A 21,063-nucleotide genomic window follows, 5' to 3' on the forward strand; every position below is an offset into this window, starting at 1 on the left:
GACAATCGCTACTTTTACTGAGCATAGAGCGGTTTGCAGCCTCTTGCCGATAAAATTGTGCGTGTCCAACCGTCAGGTTTGTCACCGACTTAGTGATATCTGTCGAATTGTGCTTGAATGTTGGGTTTGAGATCTGTTTATGTTTTGAGACAGTGATAAAAAAGTTGCTCCCATATCTAATCCTCACAAAATAACCGACAATTCCTTGTTTGTTGCACGCGAGTTTTGCTAAATTCACAATAGTGCTCCGTGTTATGCATGCTGTGCGAACACGCGCATTAGTAACTCCGAAGCCTATTTCGCTAAGTTCGAAAGAATACGGGAAATAGGCCGTGACATTCCGTCACCAGGGCGCTCATAGAAATGTGGTCGTCTCCCGTATTTGGAAAGGTGTTTCGTGGCAACGCAATTTGAAGATTCCTATCATCGCAAGTTCTATTACTTGCGTTTGTCTATTACAGATGTTTGTAACTTCCGCTGTACGTACTGTTTGCCGGATGGTTACAAGCCGACCCATAAAAACTCCGGTTTCCTCTCGGTAGATGAGCTGCGTCGTGTCGTTTCGGCGTTTGCGCACTGTGGTACGTCTAAAGTACGTATCACTGGTGGCGAGCCCACGCTTCGAAAAGACTTCACTGACATTCTGTCCATGATTGCTGAGCAAGACGGTATTGAGAAAATCGCCATGACCACTAATGGCTACCGTCTTGAGAAAAATGCACAAGCATGGAGAGATGCAGGACTGACGAACATCAATGTCAGTGTTGATAGCTTGGATCCCCGCATGTTTCATCAAATCACCGGTGAGAACAAATTCGACTTGGTGATGCGCGGCATTGATGCTGCGTTTGATGCGGGCTTTGAACAGGTCAAAGTCAATGCCGTACTGTTAAAAGATCTTAACAGTGGGGAATTGCCAGCCTTCCTTAATTGGATCAAAGACAAGCCGATTCAACTTCGCTTTATTGAGTTGATGCAAACCGGAGAGATGGATTCCTTGTTTGAACGCCATCACGTGTCGGGTGTGTCTATTCGAAACCACCTTATTGCAAATGGCTGGTTGATGAAGGTTCGAGGCAAAAGCGACGGTCCTGCCGAAGTGTTTTGTCACCCTGATTACAAGGGTGAGATTGGCCTCATCATGCCATACAAAAAAGATTTCTGTGATTCGTGTAACCGCCTGCGCGTATCAGCACTGGGTAAACTGCATATGTGTTTATTTGGTGACTACGGTGTGGACTTACGCGATTTACTGCAAGACGACGCTCAAGAAGATGCGCTGGTGGCGCGAATTCAAGGCCAACTTGCAGACAAGAAACAAAGTCATTTCCTAGATCAAGGCCATACCGGTATGACGCCACATCTGGCATCTATTGGTGGCTAACACCGATTACTAAACAAAATTTCACTGAGGTTTACTTTTATGGGTCACGCTGTCACTGAATTCGCGCCAGCTAAAATTGCTGTTCTGACTGTTTCTGACACTCGTACTGAAGAAAACGATACATCGGGCAAGTTCCTGGTGGACGCGCTTGTCGAAGCGGGTCACACACTGGCTGACAAGCAGATTGTAATTGATGACGTTTACAAAATCCGCGCTGTGGTTTCTCAGTGGATTGCTGATGAGAACGTACAAGCTGTGATGATCACTGGCGGTACCGGCTTCACTTCACGTGACAGCACGCCAGAAGCACTGAAACCACTTTTTGACAAAGAAGTGGAAGGTTTTGGTGAATTGTTCCGCGCGATTTCTTTCCAAGAAATTGGTACTTCAACGATTCAATCTCGCGCAATTGCGGGCTTTGCTAACCATACCGTTATCTTTGCGATGCCTGGCTCAACTGGTGCGTGTCGCACTGGCTGGAACGGCATCATCAAGCAACAACTGGATGCAAGCCACCGCCCATGTAACTTCATGCCACACCTGGGTAACTAATTGATGAGCGGTTTTACACACATCAATGCTTCTGGTGAAGCAAACATGGTCGATGTTTCTGGCAAAGCGGAAACAGTGCGTGAAGCAAGAGCAGAAGCGTATGTAGACATGGCACCTGAAACCTTGGAACTCATCGTTTCAGGCAAACATCACAAAGGTGATGTGTTTGCAACGGCACGTATTGCGGGTATTCAGGCTGCAAAACGCACGTGGGATCTTATTCCGCTGTGCCACCCACTGATGCTCTCTAAAGTAGAAGTGTCACTGGAAGCCTTACCTGAAACCTCACAAGTTCGCATTGAATCACTGTGCAAACTAACGGGCAAAACGGGTGTTGAAATGGAAGCACTGACCGCTGCGTCTGTTGCTGCGCTGACCATTTACGATATGTGTAAAGCCGTGCAAAAAGACATGGTGATTGGTCAGGTTCGTTTGCTTGAAAAAACGGGCGGCAAATCAGGTCACTTTAAGGTGGAACAATGATTCAGGTTCTCTTTTTTGCGCAAGTTAAAGAGCTAGTTGGGACAGCGTCACTGACGTTAGACGGTGATTTTGCGACGGCGGAAGATATTCGCGCTCACCTTGTGAACAATGGTGACAAGTGGGCACTGGCTTTAGAGTCAGGCAAGTTGCTGGTTGCGATTAACCAAACCATCTCTGAGCTGTCATCTCCTGTAGAAGCAGGCGATGAAGTGGCGTTCTTCCCGCCAGTGACGGGAGGTTAAGCATGATCTCAGTTCAGCACGACGATTTCTCTGTTGCAGAGGAATACACAAAACTGAACGATTTTGCGGGTGATGGTGCGATCGTCACTTTTGTCGGCAAAGTGCGAGACATGAACCTTGGTGACAATGTCACCGGTTTGACCCTTGAACACTATCCGGGCATGACTGAAAAGTCATTGACGGAAATCTGTGAGCAAGCAAAATCCCGTTGGCCGTTGACACATATTCGTGTCATTCATCGTGTTGGTGCGCTAGAAATTGGCGACCAAATCGTGTTTGTCGGCGTGTCTAGTGCACACCGTAACGCCGCATTTGAAGCCTGTGAGTTTGTCATGGACTATCTGAAAACACGTGCGCCGTTCTGGAAAAAAGAAAGGCTGGTGGATGAAGAGCGCTGGGTTGAAGCTCGCGAAAGCGATGAAACTGCCGCTAAGCGTTGGTGATCGTTCAAAGACTTCAGCTCAGACAAAAGAACAAAAAGGGATGCGATTCGCATCCCTTTTTTGTCATGAGTGATTGGTTAGCTTACTGACACACAGCGGCACCCAGTTCTTTCCATACACCCCATTGGCCAGTTGTGCCCGGCTCTTCGTTCGTTGTCCACCACTTAGCAGAGTACTCCATGCCATTGTGGGTCACGACGTCACCAGAGTTGTAGATTTCACCTGCTTGCCATGCATTAGGACATGTCACAACAGGATCATCTTTCTCTACCAGTACGGTTACAGAAGCCGAATCTTGAAGCTGTCCATCAGACACTGTCACCGTGAAGGTCAGGTTTGTGTCGACGCTGTAGCTACCCGCCTCAAACGACAGGCTCGCGCCATTGATGTTCGCGGTAACACCCGCCGGGACATCCCAGCTATATGTGAGCGTATCGTTGTCCGCATCGCTTGACGCACTTGCATCAACCAGTACAACCGTGCCGACTGTTGCCGATGCTGGTGCTGATACCTGTGCAACAGGTGCAGTATTGCCCGCACTCGGTGCTTTCGCAGTGATAGTCACGGAATCTTGCGCTGTTGCACCTTCATTGTCGGTCACCGTCAGCGTGAAGACATACTGGGTATCAACCGTCACGTCAGGGATTGCAGCAGACGTTGTCGCAGTATTTGCACCGGTCAGAGCAACACTTGGACCGCTAGTTTGTGCCCAGGCATAGGCAACCACTTGTCCGTCTGTATCACTAGAGTTGCTGCCGTTCAGAGCCACTGCAGTTGCTGCGTTAACGGTAACATCGGCACCCGCATTGGCGATCGGTGCTTTGTTTGGTGGCGGTGGTTGATCGCCCGCTAACGACTCTTGCATTGCATTGAGGATATCGCCGTTGTCCGCATCGATTTCCCATGCAAACAGACCTGCGAAGTTATTTTGACGAACATAGGCACCTTTCGCCATGACAGAGCGTTTGTTGTCATAAGTGACGAGGTCACCGTTAGATGGATCCCATGCCCATGGTGCTTCTGCAAGTGCATCGTAGCCAAGCACAACGCCTGGGTTGTTTTCATACTTAGTGACAATGTCTTTGTAGTCGATAACACCGTCTTCCCAAGAACCCGCGACTTTGCCGTTACCTACACCCGTCATCGGATTTGTTGGGTCAGACATGCTTGCTTCGGTTACGCCAGTCCAGCCACGGCCGTACATTGCAGCACCGATAACCAGTTTCTCTGGTGGTACGCCTTTCGCTAACAACAGATCTACACCGTTCGCCGTTGTATACGCAGGGCCTTTGCGTGGTTCGCCATTTTCATCCAAACCCGTGCCTGCACATTGCTCCGCTGACATGTGTTCACCGCAGTAAAGAGCCGCCTGATGACCGACAACATTGCTCCAGCCGCCATAGAAGTCATAAGTCATCGCGAAGATATAGTCCATGTAAGGCACTGCATCGACGTAATTTACGTCTTCGATCTTGTCGTAGCCAACACCAACAGCCGAGGTCAGCTCGTACGTGCGGCCTGTTTCCGCGGTCAACTCGTCGAGCATGGCGCGAAGATCCTGCATCAAGATTGCGTAGGTGTCGCCATCAGTTGAAGGGTCACCGAGATTCGGGTTTGCACCCTGACCACCTGGGTATTCCCAGTCGATATCCACGCCGTCGTAGAATTTCCAGGTTTGCAGGAATTTCTTCACAGACGCGACGAAAATGTCGCGCTTGGCTTTATCACCAAACTCATAGAATGGGTCAGACAATGTCCAGCCACCAATTGAAGGTAGGATCTTCAAATCAGGGTAGCGTTGTTTCAAGGCCATGATTTGGCCGTAAGTGCCTTTATAAGAGGATGAGAAGGTTTGACCGGATTGTGGGTGTGGCATCTGTACGGCTGCCCAAGGGTCATGAATAACGACCTCATAGTCTTGGGTACCTGCACAGGCGCGCTCCAATGCGCCGAGTGGGCCCGCTGCCAATGATGGGTTGTTGCCACAGATAGGCACGAAACCGTAAATAATGTGCGTCAGGTTTTGTGCAGGGATTTTGTCGACAGGGAACTTACGTCCGTAAACACCCCATTCCACGAAGTACGCACCAACAACTGTATTTGCAGGCGTGGTGTAGTTACCGTTGTTAGGGTCAACGTTCATTGGCAGTGGGTCTAAGTGGCTGCCGTCTGTGTCAGCAACAACGATTGGGGTAGGGGAGCTTGCCGTACACGCTTGGGCTGCACCTGTACCACTACACAATTCAACCACCATGTCGTATTGGCCGCCTTTAGCAACCTGCAAAATGGTGGACTCTTTTTGGCTCGCAGATGGTGTGACAGACGCTTCATGTACCACTTCTCCATTCAACAGCACTCGCCAAGAATCGGCAGGTTCACCTGACCAACGGTCCCACGTTACAGGTACCTCGGCATAAGGTTTTACCGTAACGAGATCTTTGTACGCGGTAGCGGCGTCGTTGACTTCAATAATGGAAAAGTTTGTCTCCATCCATGAGATAACGGGAGCCCCAGGAGCTGCGAGAGCAGGAAGCGAACCCCCTACAGACACAGCGGCTGCGACGAGCCCTCTGAGAAAAGCCTTATTGTTCATCTTAATATCCTTCGAAAATTTAAATCGCGAATTATCTATTCATCGCGTGAATGTGAGTCAATCTGCGTTAACTCTCTCTAGATATTTGTAGTGAATTGGAATTTAAGCAAAATATTGTGCTTTGGAATTTGAAGTGAGAGAAGAATAAAGTTAACAACTGCGTTACATTGCGGTTGATTTTTGAACAATGCTTCACAATTTCAATAGATATTACGATTCTAGAATTAAGTATGTGATCCAAAATTTTCAGAAGGCGATTGGTGATTTTCGGTAGAAAAAAAGTGGCCTCTCGATGCCGAGAGGCACTTAATCTAATAGACTGTGTTTCAACGTTAACCTTTTGCTTTTTCTTCGTTTGCCTGGTGGTGTTTCTTCCCGGCATTGGGAATAAAGCCGTGTCGGACTCGTGAGCACAGAGGTCTGGATACGGAACCTGCAGGTCTCATTTTCTATGATCGTCTCAATTTATTGGTTTTTGTAAATTTGGGATTTTTGCGCCTTTGTCCGCGGCGGCGTGACACTGCTTTGCTACTTCGTTACATCGGCACAAGAGATATACTGCGCAAAAATTGAACTTATCTCAATTGAAAATGAATCATTTTTGTGATTCTTAATAAGATAATCTAACCAAGATTTTTTTTATAACAACAGGTTATTAAAACCCTGTAACTTTTGAGGACTCATCACTGTTTCATCGGATATGTGGGCATGTTCGCATTGTGTCAAATGTGGACCATGCTCGACAGTGTGCTTTGCTAGACTCAAAAGACTCACCCTATGTGCTACTGCCAATTACCTACCGAACAATTGTGCCCTTGCATGAACGTCGAATTGTGTAGTCACATTTACAGGAGTCGCAAGCGAGTATTCTGTGCCTTCGAATTTACTGTCTATCAGGAGGATGAAGATGGGACATAGACGTATTAGCAATAAAAAAATGAAGCAAATGCTGCAAGAAGTGCTTCCAGATGATTTCCAAAAAAGTAACGATGACGCGCTGGTTGAAGGAAAAGAAAGCAAGCCATCCCAAGATGCGGGCTTGCCTCTTGAAGACCAGCAAAAGTAATTTTGTGACTGATTTCGGCTAGAGTACTCTCTGGCCGATTTTGTTTTTATGCTTACAAATGCATAGTTTTTCGAATAAACACCCTCGCACCGCTCTCTTCATTACTTGCAACTCTACGCACTAATTCAGTGAAATAATTCAAACGACAAGTGTATTGAATGCTTTACGGTTTTTATGCCGTCGGACACGTGTGCTCGATAATTTGCTTTTTATTACTGATAGTTACGGAGGTGTACCTAAAAGGTTAGTGTATCAATGTCTGTTTATAATGTGAGCTGAATCGTAATTCAATGCCGAATCCAAGCCGTGCACGCTTATGCAAATCCACTTCGGATGCAGGATGTTAATATTTAGTGATCCACGATTTTGCAAAATGTTTATAAACTATTTTCTTAATTAACAGCAAATAATGCTCACATATTAATCACTAATGACATATTCTGCGATAATTGACTTTTAAATCCCTATCTTTGGAATGAAAAATCTAATTATTTCCCATCAAATAGATATAAATACTGCAATGTCTCATTAAGTTGGATATTTGTGACTTTTTATTTCCGTTTTGTGGCAAATTGCTTTGAGGATTGGTAATGTTCCAAATAATTCTCCGTAGTGAAACATTTTTTCAGAAGAGATGACTGCTTAGGAAAGCAACATCATTCTGTGATCGGAGAGTGCCATGGATGCATTTAAAAGATAATTTGGAGTATCTGCATGTATAAGAACAAAATCACTCAGGCACTGTTAATGGGTGCTGGTATGGCGGTGGCTTCCGCTTCGATGACTGCCATTGCGGCAGAAGTACCTGCTGGCACTAAGTTGGCACCAGTACAAGAACTGGTGCGCGGCAACGGTACTGAAGTGGCAACATTGGATCCTCACAAAGTAGAGGGCGTGCCTGAGTCTCACGTTCTTCGTGACCTGATGGAAGGCCTGGTTATTCAGGACGCAGCGGGTAACACGATCCCAGGTATTGCCGAGTCTTGGTCTACCGACGACAACCAAACCTTCACCTTTAAAATCCGCAAAGACGCGAAGTGGTCTAACGGCGACCCTGTCACCGCACAAGACTTCGAATACAGCTTCAAGCGCGCGGTTGATCCAGCGACGGCATCTCCTTACGCGTGGTATATCGAAAAAACCCAAATGAAGGGCGCAAAAGAGATTATCTCAGCGAAGAAGTCTGTCGATGAGCTTGGCGTCAAGGCTGTGGATGATCATACGCTGGTTGTAGAGACCGAAGTACCTCTACCATATTTCGTGAAAATGATGGCGCACACCACCATGTACCCGGTGCACAAAGCAACGGTCGAAAAACACGGTGATGCATGGACCAAGCCTGGCAACTTCGTCAGCAATGGTGCCTTCAAGCTGTCTGACTGGATCGTGAACGAAAAAATCGTTCTAGAGCGTAACGAAAACTACTGGGATAACGACAAGACGGTTATCGAAAAAGTAACCTTCCTGCCAATCGAGAACCAGAATGCGGAAATGAACCGCTTCCTGTCTGGTGAAATCGACATCACGTATGAAGTGCCAAACGAACAGTTCCGTCGTTTGAAGAAGCAATACCCAGAAAACGTGGTTGTTTCGCCGAACTTGTGTACTTACTACTACGGTTTCAACACGCAAAAAGCCCCGTTTGATGATGCGCGCGTTCGTAACGCACTGTCTTACTCTATCGACCGCGATATCGTTTCAAATGCGATCTGGGGTCAGGGTCAGACACCAGCTTACGCACTAACGCACAGTGGTATCACGGGTTTCTCTCCAGATGCGCCTGAGTACGCGAAACTGTCGCAAAAAGAACGTGTAGCAAAAGCGAAAGAAATGCTAGCGGATGCGGGCTTTGGTCCGGGCAACCCACTGGATTTCACGCTACTGTACAACACCAGTGAAAACCACAAGAAAACGGCTGTTGCTATCCAGTCAATGTGGAAGAAGTCTCTGGGCGGTTACGTGAACGTAACGCTTGAGAACCAAGAATGGAAAACGTATCTGGACAACAGTAAGCAGGGCAACTTTGATGTGCGTCGTGCCGGCTGGTGTGCGGACTACAATGAAGCGTCTTCTTTCTTGGCAATTGCCATGACCAACAACGGTAACAACGACCAGAAATACTCAAGTGAGATTTTCGACAAAGCGATGCATGATGCAGCGAAAGTGGCGAAAACTGACGAAGAGCGCAACGGCTACTACGCAATTGCTGAAGCACAACTGGCGAAAGACATGCCTATCGCACCTATCTTCCAATACGTTCAGCCACGCTTGGTTGCAACGGATGTAGGTGGCTACCCTGACAAAAACCCGCAAGATAATATCTACTCGAAAGATATGTACATCAAAGCACAATAATTACAGGGAATTTCCATGCGCTTGTGGCATTGCCGCAAGCGCATGTTTCAGGAACATATACTCAAACAACTTCAAGATGTTGGATTCAGAGTGGTAGTCAGATGTTCAAAGCACGGATGATAGGAGAAGGAATGGATTGCCATTTCGATGCTATTTAATGCCGAAATGGACGTAGTAATCACTCCTGTTGGGAAAGCCCCGTTCGCTTTTCCGCTTTGCCAAGCAAACCTCCAATCCCGCACCTTGACTGACACCAAACACCTTCGCTGAAGCTCGCACCTGGAAGTGGTTTGCGTATAAGTAGGATGCTTTATGTTTAGATTAATTTTTACTCGTACACTGGAAGCAATACCAACCTTGTTGGTGTTGATTACGATTTCATTTTTCTTGATGCGATTTGCCCCAGGAAACCCTTTTTCATCCGAAAAGCCATTGCCGCCAGAGGTAATGCAGAACATCAATGCGAAATACGGTCTGGATAAACCATTATTCGAACAGTACACGACCTATTTAGGCAATGTTCTTCAAGGCGACTTTGGTCCGTCGTTTAAATACAAAGACTACACAGTCAATGAATTGGTTGGTGCTGCGCTGCCCGTATCAGCAAAAGTGGGTTTTTACGCCTTTATCCTCACCGTCATCTTGGGTGTGACCATAGGTACGGTGGCCGCGCTGCGGCAAAACAGTTGGCTCGACTATTTGGTCATGTCGACCTCCATGTTTGGGGTCGTATTGCCCTCGTTCGTACTCGCCCCCGTTCTTATCTACATCTTCTCTATTGGCCTAGGCTGGCTGCCTGCGGGTGGCTGGAATGGCGGTGCTATTGAATACATGATTTTGCCGATCGTGGCGATGTCATTCCTTTATATCGCAACGTTTGCGCGTATCACTCGCGGAAGCATGATTGAAACCCTGAACAGTAACTTTATCCGTACCGCCAAAGCGAAAGGCTTGAGCATGCGTTACATCGTTATCAAGCACGCACTGCGTCCTGCCATGCTGCCAGTTGTTTCCTACATGGGCCCAGCGTTCGTCGGCATTATCACGGGCTCTGTTGTAATCGAAACCATCTTTGGTTTGCCAGGTATCGGTAAGTTGTTTGTCAACGCCGCATTTAACCGCGATTACTCGCTGGTCATGGGCGTCACCATTTTGATTGGTGCACTGTTCATCATCTTCAACGCTATCGTTGACATCTTGTTGGCGTGGCTGGATCCGAAGATTCGTTATTGAGGTTTGAATTATGCTATTGAAAAGAGAAGAAAATAACGAAGCTCTCGACAATTTCTCCGCCCAGTTAGAGGTTGAGGGCCGAAGCCTTTGGCAAGATGCGCGTATCCGTTTCATGCGCAACAAAGCGGCGATGACCAGTCTGTTTATCCTGATCTGTATTACCGCTTGGGTCATCATTGGGCCTATGTTTGCAACCTATGCATTTGATGATACCGATTGGTACGCAATGCATGCTGCACCGTCATTCGGCGAAGAGGGCCATGTCTTTGGCACCGATGCGTTAGGTCGTGATTTGTATGTACGTACCCTGATTGGCGGTCAGATTTCTTTGATGGTAGGTCTAATGGGCGCGCTGGTGGCGGTGGCTATCGGTACTGTCTATGGTGCGACATCTGGCTACATTGGCGGCCGAACTGACCGTGTGATGATGCGTATTCTGGAAATTCTGAACGCCATCCCATTCATGTTCTTGGTTATCGTATTGGTGACCTTCTTTGGTCGAAACATTGCGCTGATCTTTGTCGCGATAGGGGCCATTGCTTGGCTGGATATGGCACGTATCGTTCGAGGCCAAACACTGAGCCTTCGTAACAAAGAGTTTATCGAAGCGGCGCACGTGAGTGGCGTAAGCACGAAGAACATTATTCTTCGTCATATTGTGCCGAACGTCTTGGGTATTGTGGCGGTTTACTCAACGCTTCTTATCCCAAGCATGATTTTGATTGAGTCTTTCCTAAGCTTCCTTGGCCTTGGTGTACAAGAGCCAATGACGAGCTGGGGAGCTTTGCTGCAAGAAGGCTCTCAGACAATGGAACTGGCTATTTGGCAGTTGGCTTTCCCAACCTTGTTTATGGTGACCACATTGCTGTGCTTCAACTATGTGGGCGATGGATTGCGTGATGCGCTGGATCCGAAGGATCGATAAGGAGGAAGTATGAGCCTATTAGATGTGAACGATCTACGCGTTGAGTTTAAAACCCAAGACGGGTTAGTCACCGCAGTAAATGATCTGAACTTCTCACTGAACAGTGGTGAAACACTGGGTATTGTTGGCGAGTCAGGTTCAGGTAAAAGCCAGACCGTGTTTTCCATCATGGGTCTTCTGGCGAAAAACGGCATTGTGTCAGGCAGTGCCAAATTTGAAGGACGTGAAATCCTCAATCTGCCGGAAAAAGAACTAAACAAAATCCGCGCTGAGCAGATTGCGATGATCTTCCAAGATCCGATGACGTCGCTAAACCCATTTATGAAAGTCAGCGATCAGTTGATGGAAGTCTTGATGCTGCACAAAGGCATGGGTAAAGCACAGGCATTTGAAGAATCTGTGCGCATGCTAGAAGCGGTAAAAATTCCAGAAGCGCGTAAGCGTATTACCATGTACCCGCATGAGTTTTCGGGTGGTATGCGACAGCGTGTGATGATTGCGATGGCACTGCTTTGCAGACCAAAACTCTTGATTGCCGATGAGCCAACAACGGCACTTGATGTGACGGTTCAAGCCCAGATCATGGAGCTGCTGAACGAGCTGAAATCGGAATTTAATACAGCAATCATCATGATAACGCACGACTTGGGTGTGGTAGCAGGTTCGTGTGACAAGGTGCTGGTCATGTACGCTGGTCGCACCATGGAATACGGCAAGGTAGATGAAATCTTCTACACGCCAAGCCACCCATACACGGAAGGCTTGCTCAAGGCTATCCCGCGTCTGGATACGGAAGGGGAAGTGTTGCCGACCATTCCGGGTAACCCGCCAAACTTGCTGAAATTGCCACCGGGCTGTCCGTATCAAGATCGTTGTCACCGCGTTTCAGACCGCTGTAAGAGTGAATCGCCAATTTTGACGCCATATGAAAATGGCCGTTTGCGTGCATGTTTTTCTAATGTGGAGGCTTGGTAATGAGTGCTGTAGAAAAGAAGCTTCTGCTGGATATCAAAGACTTAAAAGTTCACTTCAACATCGCATCAAAGTCAGCATGGCCGTGGGCAAAGCCTGGCGTGCTGAAAGCCGTTGATGGCGTAAACATCCGTCTGTATGAAGGCGAAACACTGGGTGTGGTGGGTGAGTCTGGTTGTGGTAAATCCACGTTTGCGCGCGCTGTCATTGGTTTGGTTGAAGCGACTGAAGGCAATGTGGTGTGGCTAGGTAACGACCTGACGACATTGGATGCGAAGTCGATGCGTGAAAAACGCAAAGAAATCCAAATGATTTTCCAAGACCCGCTTGCGTCGTTGAACCCGCGTATGACGGTCGGTGACATCATTGCTGAGCCTCTTAAAACCTTCTATCCAGAATTGTCTAAGGAAGAAGTGAAGCAAGAAGTGCAGTTGATGATGAATCGTGTGGGTTTGCTGCCAAACGTGATCAACCGCTATCCGCATGAATTCTCGGGTGGTCAGTGTCAGCGTATCGGTATTGCTCGTGCGCTGATCCTAAAACCTAAGCTGGTGATTTGTGATGAACCCGTGTCTGCATTGGACGTGTCAATCCAAGCGCAGGTGGTAAATCTTCTGAAAGAGCTTCAGAAAGAAATGGGCCTTAGCTTGATTTTCATCGCCCACGACTTGTCAGTTGTTAAGCACATTTCTGACCGTGTGTTGGTGATGTATTTGGGTAATGCGGTGGAACTGGCAGAAGGTAAAGCACTGTTCGACAACCCGAAACACCCTTATACCAAGGCGTTGATGTCAGCCGTTCCTATCCCTGATCCTAAGCTTGAACGTTCAAAGACGATTCAGCTTTTGGAAGGAGAATTGCCATCGCCAATGAATCCGCCATCGGGGTGTGTGTTCCGCACGCGTTGTCCGCAGGCAACCGCATCCTGTGCGGAGGAAAAACCGCGCTTGAAAGGAACGGATCACCACGCCGTTTCTTGTACACAGGTCTTTTTATAAAGAAGAAAGGCAGGGGAGACCCTGCCTTTTCTTTTTCCAACTTATCTGTCGTTTCCCTTAGCCAAAGAGGTAGCCGTACAGGAACCCCGCCGATACGGCCATACCGAGCACGACGACAAGGAACGCTGCGATCATCTGATTCTTAAACAGAGATTTCAGCAAAATCACCTCGGTCAGGCTTGCCCCAGCACTACCGATAATCAATGCCATGACCGACCCCATCGCCATGCCTTTTTGCACCAATGCGGCACTCATCGGGATGACGGCAGAAGCTCGAATGTACAAAGGAATACCGATCACCGCTGCGATTGGGATGGCGTACCATTTGTCTGCACCCGCGTATTCCGCGATCAATTCTGTTGGAACAAAACCGTAAATCACTGAGCCGAGCGTAATACTGAGCACGAGATAAGGAAGCACCTGTTTAAAATCTTTCCACGTTGAGTGCCACACACGTAACCAACGGTTGTCCTTTTTCTCCGGCGTAGCATCAGAATCACAGCCTTTGTCTTTGTTGCAGTTGGATGCATTTGGTGTTTCAAATGCCTCTTCGCGCACGTATTTATCAAAACCAAAGTATTCCAGTGTATATCCGCTTGCGATAGACACAGTCATGGCCACAGAGAAGTAGAACACGGCAACATCAAGACCAAACGTCACAACAAACAGCCCAATCACGACAGGGTTTAGCAGTGGGCTTGCAAACAGGAACACCATCATTGGGCCAAAACCTGCTCGGGCGCGAAGAAGACCTTTCAAAAACGGGATGGTTGAGCACGAGCAAAATGGCGTAATGGAACCCAATAGCGCAGCAATGACGTAGCCCTTACCATTGCGCGAACTCAAAATGGATTGGATTTTTGCTGGTGTAATGTATTCCTGTAATACGCCAACCAAATAGCTGATAGAAAGAAAGAGAATGGTGAGCTCCACCGCAAGGACGGTAAACATGTCTGCGGCGTCTTTTAGCATGATAATGAATTCTGGTGACATCCTTAACCTCCAGAGAACAGTCTGTTGATGGGTGATCAGTCACGACTCTCGGTGACCTTTAATCTAATTTACTGGTAATATCGAAACATTAAGTTTGCCTCGTTGCTAGATTGTTGAGGCGTAGCCAAAGGCAGGGACATCCCTGCCTTTGTTTTCACATCTGTTGGGCATTAGCCGAACAGATAGGTGTAAAGGAATCCTGCGGCGATCGCCATGCCTAGAATGACGGTGAGGAACGCTGCAATCATTTGGTTTTTAAACAGTGACTTCAGCAAAATCACTTCCGTCAAACTTGCCCCTGCACTGCCGATAATCAACGCCATCACCGAACCCATGGCCATGCCTTTTTTCACTAGCGCGGCACTCAGTGGAATAACGGCTTCAGCGCGAATGTACAGTGGAATACCGATAATCGCGGCGACTGGGATGGCATACCAGGTCGCGTTGCCAGCGTATTTCGCAATCAAGTCTGTTGGGATAAATCCATAGATGAATGAACCCACAGAGATACCCAGTAACAAGTAAGGCAGTACCTGTTTAAAGTCTTTCCACGTTGAACGCCATACGCGTACCCAACGGCTTTCTTCTTTTACTGTCATGGTTGCTTGACCATTTGCGTTCACCTCGACGTCTGCGGTTGCACAGCAAGACACTGGCTCAGGTTTCGCATCACAGCATGATGTGACGGGTGCTGGTTTTTCATCGCAGCAAGATGTCTTTTCCACTTTCTCTGCTTTTTCGCCACACGAGGTGCCGCAACCAGACGAAGACTCTGTGGTTTCATACGCCTCTTTACGCACGTATTTCTCGAAACCCAACTTTTCAAGTGCATAACCGCTGATGACAGAAACAGACATGGCAATCGCGAAGTAGAACACCGCCACATCGACACCAAAGGTCACGACGAACAAACCGATGATGACTGGGTTAAGCAGTGGGCTGGCGAACAAGAACACCATCATTGGGCCAAAGCCAGCTCGGGCACGCAGCAATCCCTTCAAAAATGGGATAGTTGAACACGAGCAAAACGGCGTGATAGAGCCAAGCAGTGCTGCAACGAAATAGCCTTTGCCGTTTCTTGAACTCAAAATGGACTGAATTTTTGCTGGTGTAATGTACTCCTGCAGAATGCCCACAAGGTAGCTAATAGCAAGAAACAGGATAGTCAGCTCGACTGCGAGAAAGGCAAACATGTTCGCCGCTTCTTTTAACATGGTGATGAACTCTGGTGACATCATAAACCTCTAGAAAACTTCATTTCGATTTTTATCGAAATATAAAGATGAACGAGGTTGCCGTCAATACCACATTTCCAGAAAATTGGAAATTAATGTGCGAGATAGATATATCCCATTGATAAAAAAGCCTTCTTTGAAGAAGGCTTTTTAGTGAAAATTTTATGTCAGTGACACGAGAAGGTGCATCTGGGCAACGGTTATGCTTGCGGGTACCACAAACCTTGGTTGCAAAGATCGAGCAGCAGAGCTAAAACAGCCGGGTTATTGGCCAGTGGACCCAACTCGTCAATAGAGAAGTCTTCGAAATCACACAGCACTTTACCGAATGTCTCGCAGCCTTCTGGCAGGTCGATGGTCTCACCATTAATGAAAACAACGCCTGGGTTGTTCTCGTGGTAGAGCGCTTTCATACCTGACACTTTTTCAAGGAATAAGCCGTCTGCCAAGAATTGTTGCAGCTCGTCAGATTGCCATGGTGGATCAGCTGGCATAATGTCTAGCTCGTGGCGAGAGGTGCTCAATTGCTCACCCATCCAACGCGCTTTTGCATCTTCATCGTTGATAAGCTTCATCAGCATATCATTCAGGGCATTGTATTCCGCTTTCGGGATCATGCGTGATGGTCACGGGTTTGAAGCTCAGGGTTGTAGTAGTGAACGTCGCCTTTGTCGTTCGCAATGATGTAGTCTGCGTAACCGTTCAGTAGCTCTTGCTTCTTCGGTGAGCGGTAGCCAATCGAGTAGCTCAGAGACACGTCGATGGTATTCCCTTCATGTGGGAAACCTGGCGGGATGTAAAGAATATCACCCGGCTCTAGAATCTCATCAATGATAGGGTCGAAGCCTTCAATCTGACGCAGACCTGTGTGGTGGTTGGCATCTTTATATTCGCCTTTGTCACCGACACGCCAGCGACGCTTACCCATACCCTGACAGATAAACACGTCGTACTGGTCGATGTGTGGACCCACGCCACCTTCTGGCATTGAAAGGCAAATCATCACATCATCAAACAGCCAATTTGGCAGACCACGGAAGGGTTCTGCGAATGCGCGCAGTCCCGGGTGCCAGTGGTTAGCCGCTTGAACGATAAGCTGAGAGTGTGTGTCTGGGAAGGTTTCAAAGCTCTCGAAGGGACCGTGCTGTACTTGCCAGTCGCCATCCACGTTTGAAACAAAGCGAGAGTCGATTTCTTCTTCCATCGCCAGACCTGCAACTTCATCAGGCTGATTGGGTCTTCAAAATCAACAAAGCCGTTTTTGATCACGACAGGCTCTTTGTGCCAGAAGCGAGTTAGGAACTCGTCCAGATCGAAATTTAACTGATACATAGGGGTAACGCGGTTACTTGAAATTGGGGGTGAGTATAACCGCAAACGGCGGAGATAGGCAGTTTTCGACGAGAAAGGGCGGTAAACAGGCAATAAAAAAGCCCGTCGAAACGGGCTTTTTGAAAGAAGGAACGACGTGCTTACAGCAGGTCAGTCAGCTTCACTGCATCACCGATGTAGTTTGCTGGTGTCATTTCTTTCAGACGTGCTTTCTCATGTTCTGGCAGATCCAGACCGTCGATGAATGCGCGCATGCCTTCACCGTCAACACGTTTACCACGGGTCAGCTCTTTCAGCTTCTCGTATGGCTTCTCGATACCGTAACGACGCATAACGGTTTGTACAGGCTCAGCCAGTACTTCCCAGTTTTTGTCTAGCTCTGCTTCCAGTGCTGCTTGGTTCACTTCCAGCTTGCTGATGCCTTTCAGTGTTGAGGTGTATGCAATGATTGCATAGCCAACGCCCACACCCAGGTTACGCAGTACGGTTGAATCCGTCAGGTCGCGCTGCCAGCGAGAGATTGGAAGTTTTTGCGCCAGGTGAGTAAACATGGCGTTTGCCAGACCCAGGTTACCTTCAGAGTTTTCGAAGTCGATTGGGTTCACTTTGTGTGGCATGGTTGAAGAACCGATTTCGCCAGCAATGGTTTTTTGCTTGAAGTGACCCAGCGCGATGTAACCCCAAACGTCACGGTCGAAGTCGATCAGAATGGTGTTGAAACGTGCAATCGCATCGAACAATTCAGCGATGTAATCGTGTGGTTCGATTTGCGTGGTGTAAGGGTTCCAAGTAACGCCCAGAGATTCAGTGATGAACTCTTCGCTGAACTTGTGCCAATCAACATCTGGGTAAGCAGAGATGTGTGCGTTGTAGTTACCTACCGCACCATTGATTTTCGCCAGAATCTCAACGTTTTCGATTTGCTTGTACTGACGCTCCATACGGTACGCCACGTTTGCCATCTCTTTACCCATAGTAGAAGGAGAAGCAGGTTGGCCGTGGGTACGAGACAGAAGTGGTACTTCGCGGTATTCCACTGCCAGCTTTTTGATCGCATCAATCACGTTGCGAATTTCTGGTAGGATAACGTCTTCACGTGCTTCTTTTAGCATCAGCGCGTGTGACGTGTTGTTGATGTCTTCAGAAGTACATGCAAAGTGAATGAACTCGTTTACCGCGTTCAGTTCTGCATTGTCAGCCACTTTTTCTTTCAGGAAGTACTCAACCGCTTTCACGTCGTGGTTGGTAGTGCGCTCGATCTCTTTGATACGCATTGCATCAGCTTCGCTGAACTCTGCGGCGATTTTGTCGAGCAGTGCATTGGCTTCTGCGCTGAATGCCGGTACTTCCTTGATGGCATCTGTTGCAGCCAGTTTCTGCAGCCAACGGATTTCTACGATAGTGCGGTACTTCAGTAGACCAAACTCACTGAAGATAGAACGCAACGCAATCGTTTTCGTCCCGTAACGGCCATCAACCGGTGAAACAGCTGTCAGTGCTGACAGTTCCATGGGCTCTCTCCTGAATTAATATTACGAATTTCGGGCTAGGATAATTTTGGCCTGCTCAATCATTTGCTTGCGGCCGAAGATAAGGTGACGACGTTTGCCGCCAACTTGGCGCCAAAGCACAGCACTGCGAATGCCAGACAGCAGAAGCGCACGAACCTTGTGCTGAACGCCAGTCTGTTGCAACTGCGCAGGTGTACCAGTGACCTGAATACGAGGGCCCAATGGGCTGATGGTATCCAGATAAATGCTGGCGAGGTTGCTGATCATTTGATCATCAAGCAGGTCAAAGTGTTGGATTTGGCGCTGGACGGTCTCAATGCGATCGCCAAGCTGAGCAAGGCTATCACGACGACCAGAAAGCTTGCGCTCCAGCGCCAGAAGGTTGATCAGATAACGGGTAAGCTCACTGCCACCCGGACTGTTATCTAACTCATTAATAAGGGTATTCAAACCCACTGTGAGGTTTTCTTCATTGCCGAAAACCTCCAGTGTAGAAGCAGGGTTAGTGACGATAATACTGTTCAGGCTTGCGCTTAGTGCGTCATAGTCACAGCTTCCTGAACGGGCAACGTCCTGTACCAATTTGACGGACTGACAGATACTTGCGAATGCGATAGTACGATCAAACAAAGTATTAGCCACTGATTATTGCTCCTTAAATACGCTGCTCGATGATGCCGCCACCTAGGCAAACATCACCGCTGTAAAATACCGCAGATTGACCAGGGGTAACCGCTGCTTGCGGTTCATCAAAGATCACTTTGATGTGGTCTCCATCAATTGGCTCGATGGTACATGATATGTCGGTCTGGCGGTATCGCGTTTTTACGGTGCACTTCAATGGTTCGGTAATTGTTTCACGATCTACCCAGTGCAGTTGGCCTGCAACCAAGCCGTTCGAGAAAAGGCGAGGGTGATCACTACCTTGCGCGACGATCAGTACATTGCGTTCAACGTCTTTGTCGACAACATACCAAGGTGCTTCGTTGCCGTTGCCACCTTTTTGACCACCAATAAGAAGACCTTTACGCTGACCCAGCGTGTGGTACATCAAACCTTGGTGTTCGCCAATCGCATCGCCGTCTACTGTCTCAATCACACCAGGTTGTGCTGGCAGGTACTTTGACAGGAAGTCAGTGAATTTACGCTCACCGATAAAACAAATACCGGTCGAGTCTTTCTTCTTAGCCGTAATCAGATCTTGCTCTTCAGCAATACGGCGTACTTCTGGTTTTTCCAGATCGCCAACTGGGAACAGGCTGCGTGCAACTTGCTCGTGGCTCAGGGTGTACAGGAAGTAGCTCTGATCTTTGTTGCTATCAAGGCCGCGCAACATTTGCGCTTTTTCGCCTTCCTGAGTAGGGAAGGTACGACGCACGTAGTGACCCATCGCAATGTAGTCTGCGTCCAATACTTCATCCGCAAACTCAAGGAATGCTTTGAATTTAATTTCTTTGTTGCACAGGATGTCCGGGTTCGGCGTACGACCTGCCTTGTACTCGGTCAGGAAGTGCTCGAAGACGTTGTCCCAGTACTCCGCGGCGAAGTTGATGGTGTGCAAGTGGATGCCCAACTTGTCACAAACGGCCTGTGCATCGGCCAGATCTTCCGCTGCCGAACAGTACTCGTTGTTATCATCTTCTTCCCAGTTTTTCATGAAAAGGCCTTCTACCTGATAGCCTTGTTGCTTCAGTAGGTAAGCGGACACTGAGGAGTCGACGCCGCCGGACATACCGACAATAACTTTTTTGCTGCTGTTATCTGACATGACGAAATATCTAGTTCCAAATGAATCGGGGGCAGAGTTTAACAGAAAGATTTACGCTGATACAGATGAGATGTAAGTCACAAACTGTTTGTTTCAACGACGCTCTGGTGCTGGCACTTCTCGCCATTCACCCGGCTGTAATCCTTCTACCGTCCAATCCGCCATTTTGTGACGAATTAGGCGCAATGTTGGGTGACCGACAGCCGCTGTCATACGGCGAACTTGGCGGTTTCTGCCTTCCATCAGCGTAATTGCAATCCACGTGGTCGGCACGCTCGGACGATGGCGGATAGGCGGGTTGCGATCCCACACTTCCGGTGCTTCCATCACTTCTGCACCGGCAGGCAGTGTCCAACCGTCATTGAGTTCGACACCGTCACGCAATTTGGTCAGGGCTTCCTCGCTTGGAATGCCTTCAACTTGCACCCAATAGATCTTGGCTGACTTCGATTGCGGTTGAGTCAGACGGGCTTGCAAAATGCCATCGTTGGTCAATACCAAGAGACCTTCGCTGTCTTTGTCCAATCGACCTGCTGGATACACATCTTTTACGGGAATAAAGTCCGCTAATGTGGAGTCACCTGGCTCACCTGTGAACTGTGTCAGGGTGTTGAAAGGTTTGTTGAATAGAATAACCTTGGTAGGCCCTTTAGGACGGGCGGGTTTATCCGTGCGTCGACGTGAAGTTCGTCGAAAATTCGGTTTTGAAGCTGTCTTGTTAGTACTTCTTTTTGGGGCAGTTTTAAACGTCATGAATTCGTGTCAATCGGGTCTGGTAACAAATGAGACCTTGGTATTATACATGGAATAATGTGATTGGCGTGTTGCGGGATTTAAAGTATTCTTTTGCCCGCATGTTATCTCAAACAGAACAATTACCTGACGTGCTACAACGAAGTGTTATTTGTGTCGCAGCGTGACAGAGAATTGTTCTGTTTGATGAAGCGCAAAATAAGAAATGGACGCTAGGAGAATTAA

The 21,063-nt window shown here is 48.0% G+C and carries 18 protein-coding genes, 1 pseudogene and 1 riboswitch; of the genes and pseudogenes, 11 read left to right on the forward strand and 8 right to left on the reverse strand.

Features of this window, described 5'->3' with window-relative positions; genetic code table 11:
* The first annotated feature begins 273 nt into the window (after positions 1 to 273).
* A riboswitch (molybdenum cofactor riboswitch) is annotated at positions 274 to 409 on the forward strand.
* The 5 genes from moaA (at position 398) to moaE (ending at position 3,104) form a co-directional block, all read left to right on the forward strand.
* Positions 398 to 1,384, forward strand: coding sequence for a GTP 3',8-cyclase MoaA (gene moaA, locus ATN88_RS08875; protein ID WP_067414634.1), 987 nt, complete (start codon positions 398 to 400; stop codon positions 1,382 to 1,384). Its footprint overlaps the riboswitch before it by 12 nt.
* Before the next feature lie 39 nt (positions 1,385 to 1,423).
* The gene (moaB, locus tag ATN88_RS08880; protein WP_067414358.1) at positions 1,424 to 1,936 is read left to right on the forward strand and encodes a molybdenum cofactor biosynthesis protein B; all 513 of its coding nucleotides are present in this window, start codon (positions 1,424 to 1,426) and stop codon (positions 1,934 to 1,936) included.
* A gap of 3 nt (positions 1,937 to 1,939) precedes the next feature.
* Positions 1,940 to 2,419 carry a cyclic pyranopterin monophosphate synthase MoaC gene (gene moaC / locus ATN88_RS08885; protein WP_067414362.1) on the forward strand — a complete coding sequence of 160 codons (480 nt, stop codon included), beginning with the start codon at positions 1,940 to 1,942 and terminating at the stop codon, positions 2,417 to 2,419.
* A complete protein-coding gene (moaD, locus tag ATN88_RS08890; protein ID WP_067414366.1) occupies positions 2,416 to 2,661 on the forward strand; it encodes a molybdopterin synthase sulfur carrier subunit in 246 nt (81 codons plus the stop codon). Before moaC ends, moaD begins: the two co-directional genes overlap by 4 nt.
* 2 nt (positions 2,662 to 2,663) lie before the next feature.
* Positions 2,664 to 3,104: a molybdopterin synthase catalytic subunit MoaE gene (gene moaE, locus ATN88_RS08895; protein WP_067414370.1), complete on the forward strand. Its 441-nt coding sequence runs from the start codon at positions 2,664 to 2,666 to the stop codon at positions 3,102 to 3,104.
* Between the two features lie 82 nt (positions 3,105 to 3,186).
* Here moaE and ATN88_RS08900 read toward each other — a convergent pair whose 3' ends face one another.
* On the reverse strand, positions 3,187 to 5,697 hold the full coding sequence (locus ATN88_RS08900) for a glycosyl hydrolase family 18 protein (protein WP_067414373.1): 2,511 nt from the start codon (positions 5,695 to 5,697) through the stop codon (positions 3,187 to 3,189).
* 907 nt (positions 5,698 to 6,604) lie between these two features.
* On the opposite strand from ATN88_RS08900, the gene ATN88_RS26080 reads away from it, so the two are divergent.
* The 6 genes from ATN88_RS26080 to oppF all read left to right on the forward strand — a co-directional run bounded on the left by ATN88_RS26080 (position 6,605) and on the right by oppF (position 13,246).
* Positions 6,605 to 6,763 (forward strand): hypothetical protein, encoded by a 159-nt coding sequence (locus ATN88_RS26080; RefSeq protein ID WP_198158353.1) that lies wholly within the window; start codon positions 6,605 to 6,607, stop codon positions 6,761 to 6,763.
* Positions 6,764 to 7,477: 714 nt separating this feature from the next.
* Positions 7,478 to 9,118 carry an ABC transporter substrate-binding protein gene (locus tag ATN88_RS08905; RefSeq protein ID WP_067414376.1) on the forward strand — a complete coding sequence of 547 codons (1,641 nt, stop codon included), beginning with the start codon at positions 7,478 to 7,480 and terminating at the stop codon, positions 9,116 to 9,118.
* A gap of 312 nt (positions 9,119 to 9,430) precedes the next feature.
* A complete protein-coding gene (oppB, locus tag ATN88_RS08910) occupies positions 9,431 to 10,351 on the forward strand; it encodes an oligopeptide ABC transporter permease OppB (protein ID WP_067414380.1) in 921 nt (306 codons plus the stop codon).
* 10 nt (positions 10,352 to 10,361) lie between these two features.
* Positions 10,362 to 11,276: an oligopeptide ABC transporter permease OppC gene (oppC, locus tag ATN88_RS08915; protein WP_067414383.1), complete on the forward strand. Its 915-nt coding sequence runs from the start codon at positions 10,362 to 10,364 to the stop codon at positions 11,274 to 11,276.
* Between the two features lie 9 nt (positions 11,277 to 11,285).
* Complete coding sequence (gene oppD, locus ATN88_RS08920) at positions 11,286 to 12,251, forward strand: ABC transporter ATP-binding protein (protein WP_067414386.1); 966 nt, start codon at positions 11,286 to 11,288, stop codon at positions 12,249 to 12,251.
* Positions 12,251 to 13,246, forward strand: a complete 996-nt coding sequence (gene oppF, locus ATN88_RS08925; RefSeq protein WP_067414389.1) for a murein tripeptide/oligopeptide ABC transporter ATP binding protein OppF — start codon at positions 12,251 to 12,253, stop codon at positions 13,244 to 13,246. The genes oppD and oppF overlap by 1 nt, the downstream gene beginning before the upstream one ends.
* A gap of 57 nt (positions 13,247 to 13,303) precedes the next feature.
* On the opposite strand, the gene ATN88_RS08930 is transcribed toward oppF, so the two are convergent.
* From ATN88_RS08930 to ATN88_RS08960, 7 genes and pseudogenes are all read right to left on the reverse strand, one after another.
* Positions 13,304 to 14,239: a permease gene (locus ATN88_RS08930; protein ID WP_067414392.1), complete on the reverse strand. Its 936-nt coding sequence runs from the start codon at positions 14,237 to 14,239 to the stop codon at positions 13,304 to 13,306.
* 170 nt (positions 14,240 to 14,409) lie between these two features.
* Positions 14,410 to 15,474 (reverse strand): permease, encoded by a 1,065-nt coding sequence (locus ATN88_RS08935; protein WP_067414639.1) that lies wholly within the window; start codon positions 15,472 to 15,474, stop codon positions 14,410 to 14,412.
* Between the two features lie 200 nt (positions 15,475 to 15,674).
* Positions 15,675 to 16,806: pseudogene (locus ATN88_RS08940) on the reverse strand (ribosomal protein uL16 3-hydroxylase).
* Between the two features lie 140 nt (positions 16,807 to 16,946).
* Positions 16,947 to 18,317, reverse strand: coding sequence for an adenylosuccinate lyase (gene purB, locus ATN88_RS08945; RefSeq protein ID WP_067414395.1), 1,371 nt, complete (start codon positions 18,315 to 18,317; stop codon positions 16,947 to 16,949).
* A gap of 21 nt (positions 18,318 to 18,338) precedes the next feature.
* A complete protein-coding gene (gene hflD, locus ATN88_RS08950) occupies positions 18,339 to 18,959 on the reverse strand; it encodes a high frequency lysogenization protein HflD (protein WP_067414399.1) in 621 nt (206 codons plus the stop codon).
* Positions 18,960 to 18,972: 13 nt separating this feature from the next.
* Positions 18,973 to 20,085, reverse strand: a complete 1,113-nt coding sequence (mnmA, locus tag ATN88_RS08955) for a tRNA 2-thiouridine(34) synthase MnmA (RefSeq protein ID WP_067414402.1) — start codon at positions 20,083 to 20,085, stop codon at positions 18,973 to 18,975.
* 93 nt (positions 20,086 to 20,178) lie between these two features.
* A complete protein-coding gene (locus ATN88_RS08960; protein WP_067414405.1) occupies positions 20,179 to 20,838 on the reverse strand; it encodes a pseudouridine synthase in 660 nt (219 codons plus the stop codon).
* Positions 20,839 to 21,063 lie beyond the last annotated feature (225 nt).

The sequence above is a fragment of the Enterovibrio coralii genome (genome assembly GCF_001559595.1).
GTDB lineage: Bacteria > Pseudomonadota > Gammaproteobacteria > Enterobacterales > Vibrionaceae > Enterovibrio > Enterovibrio coralii.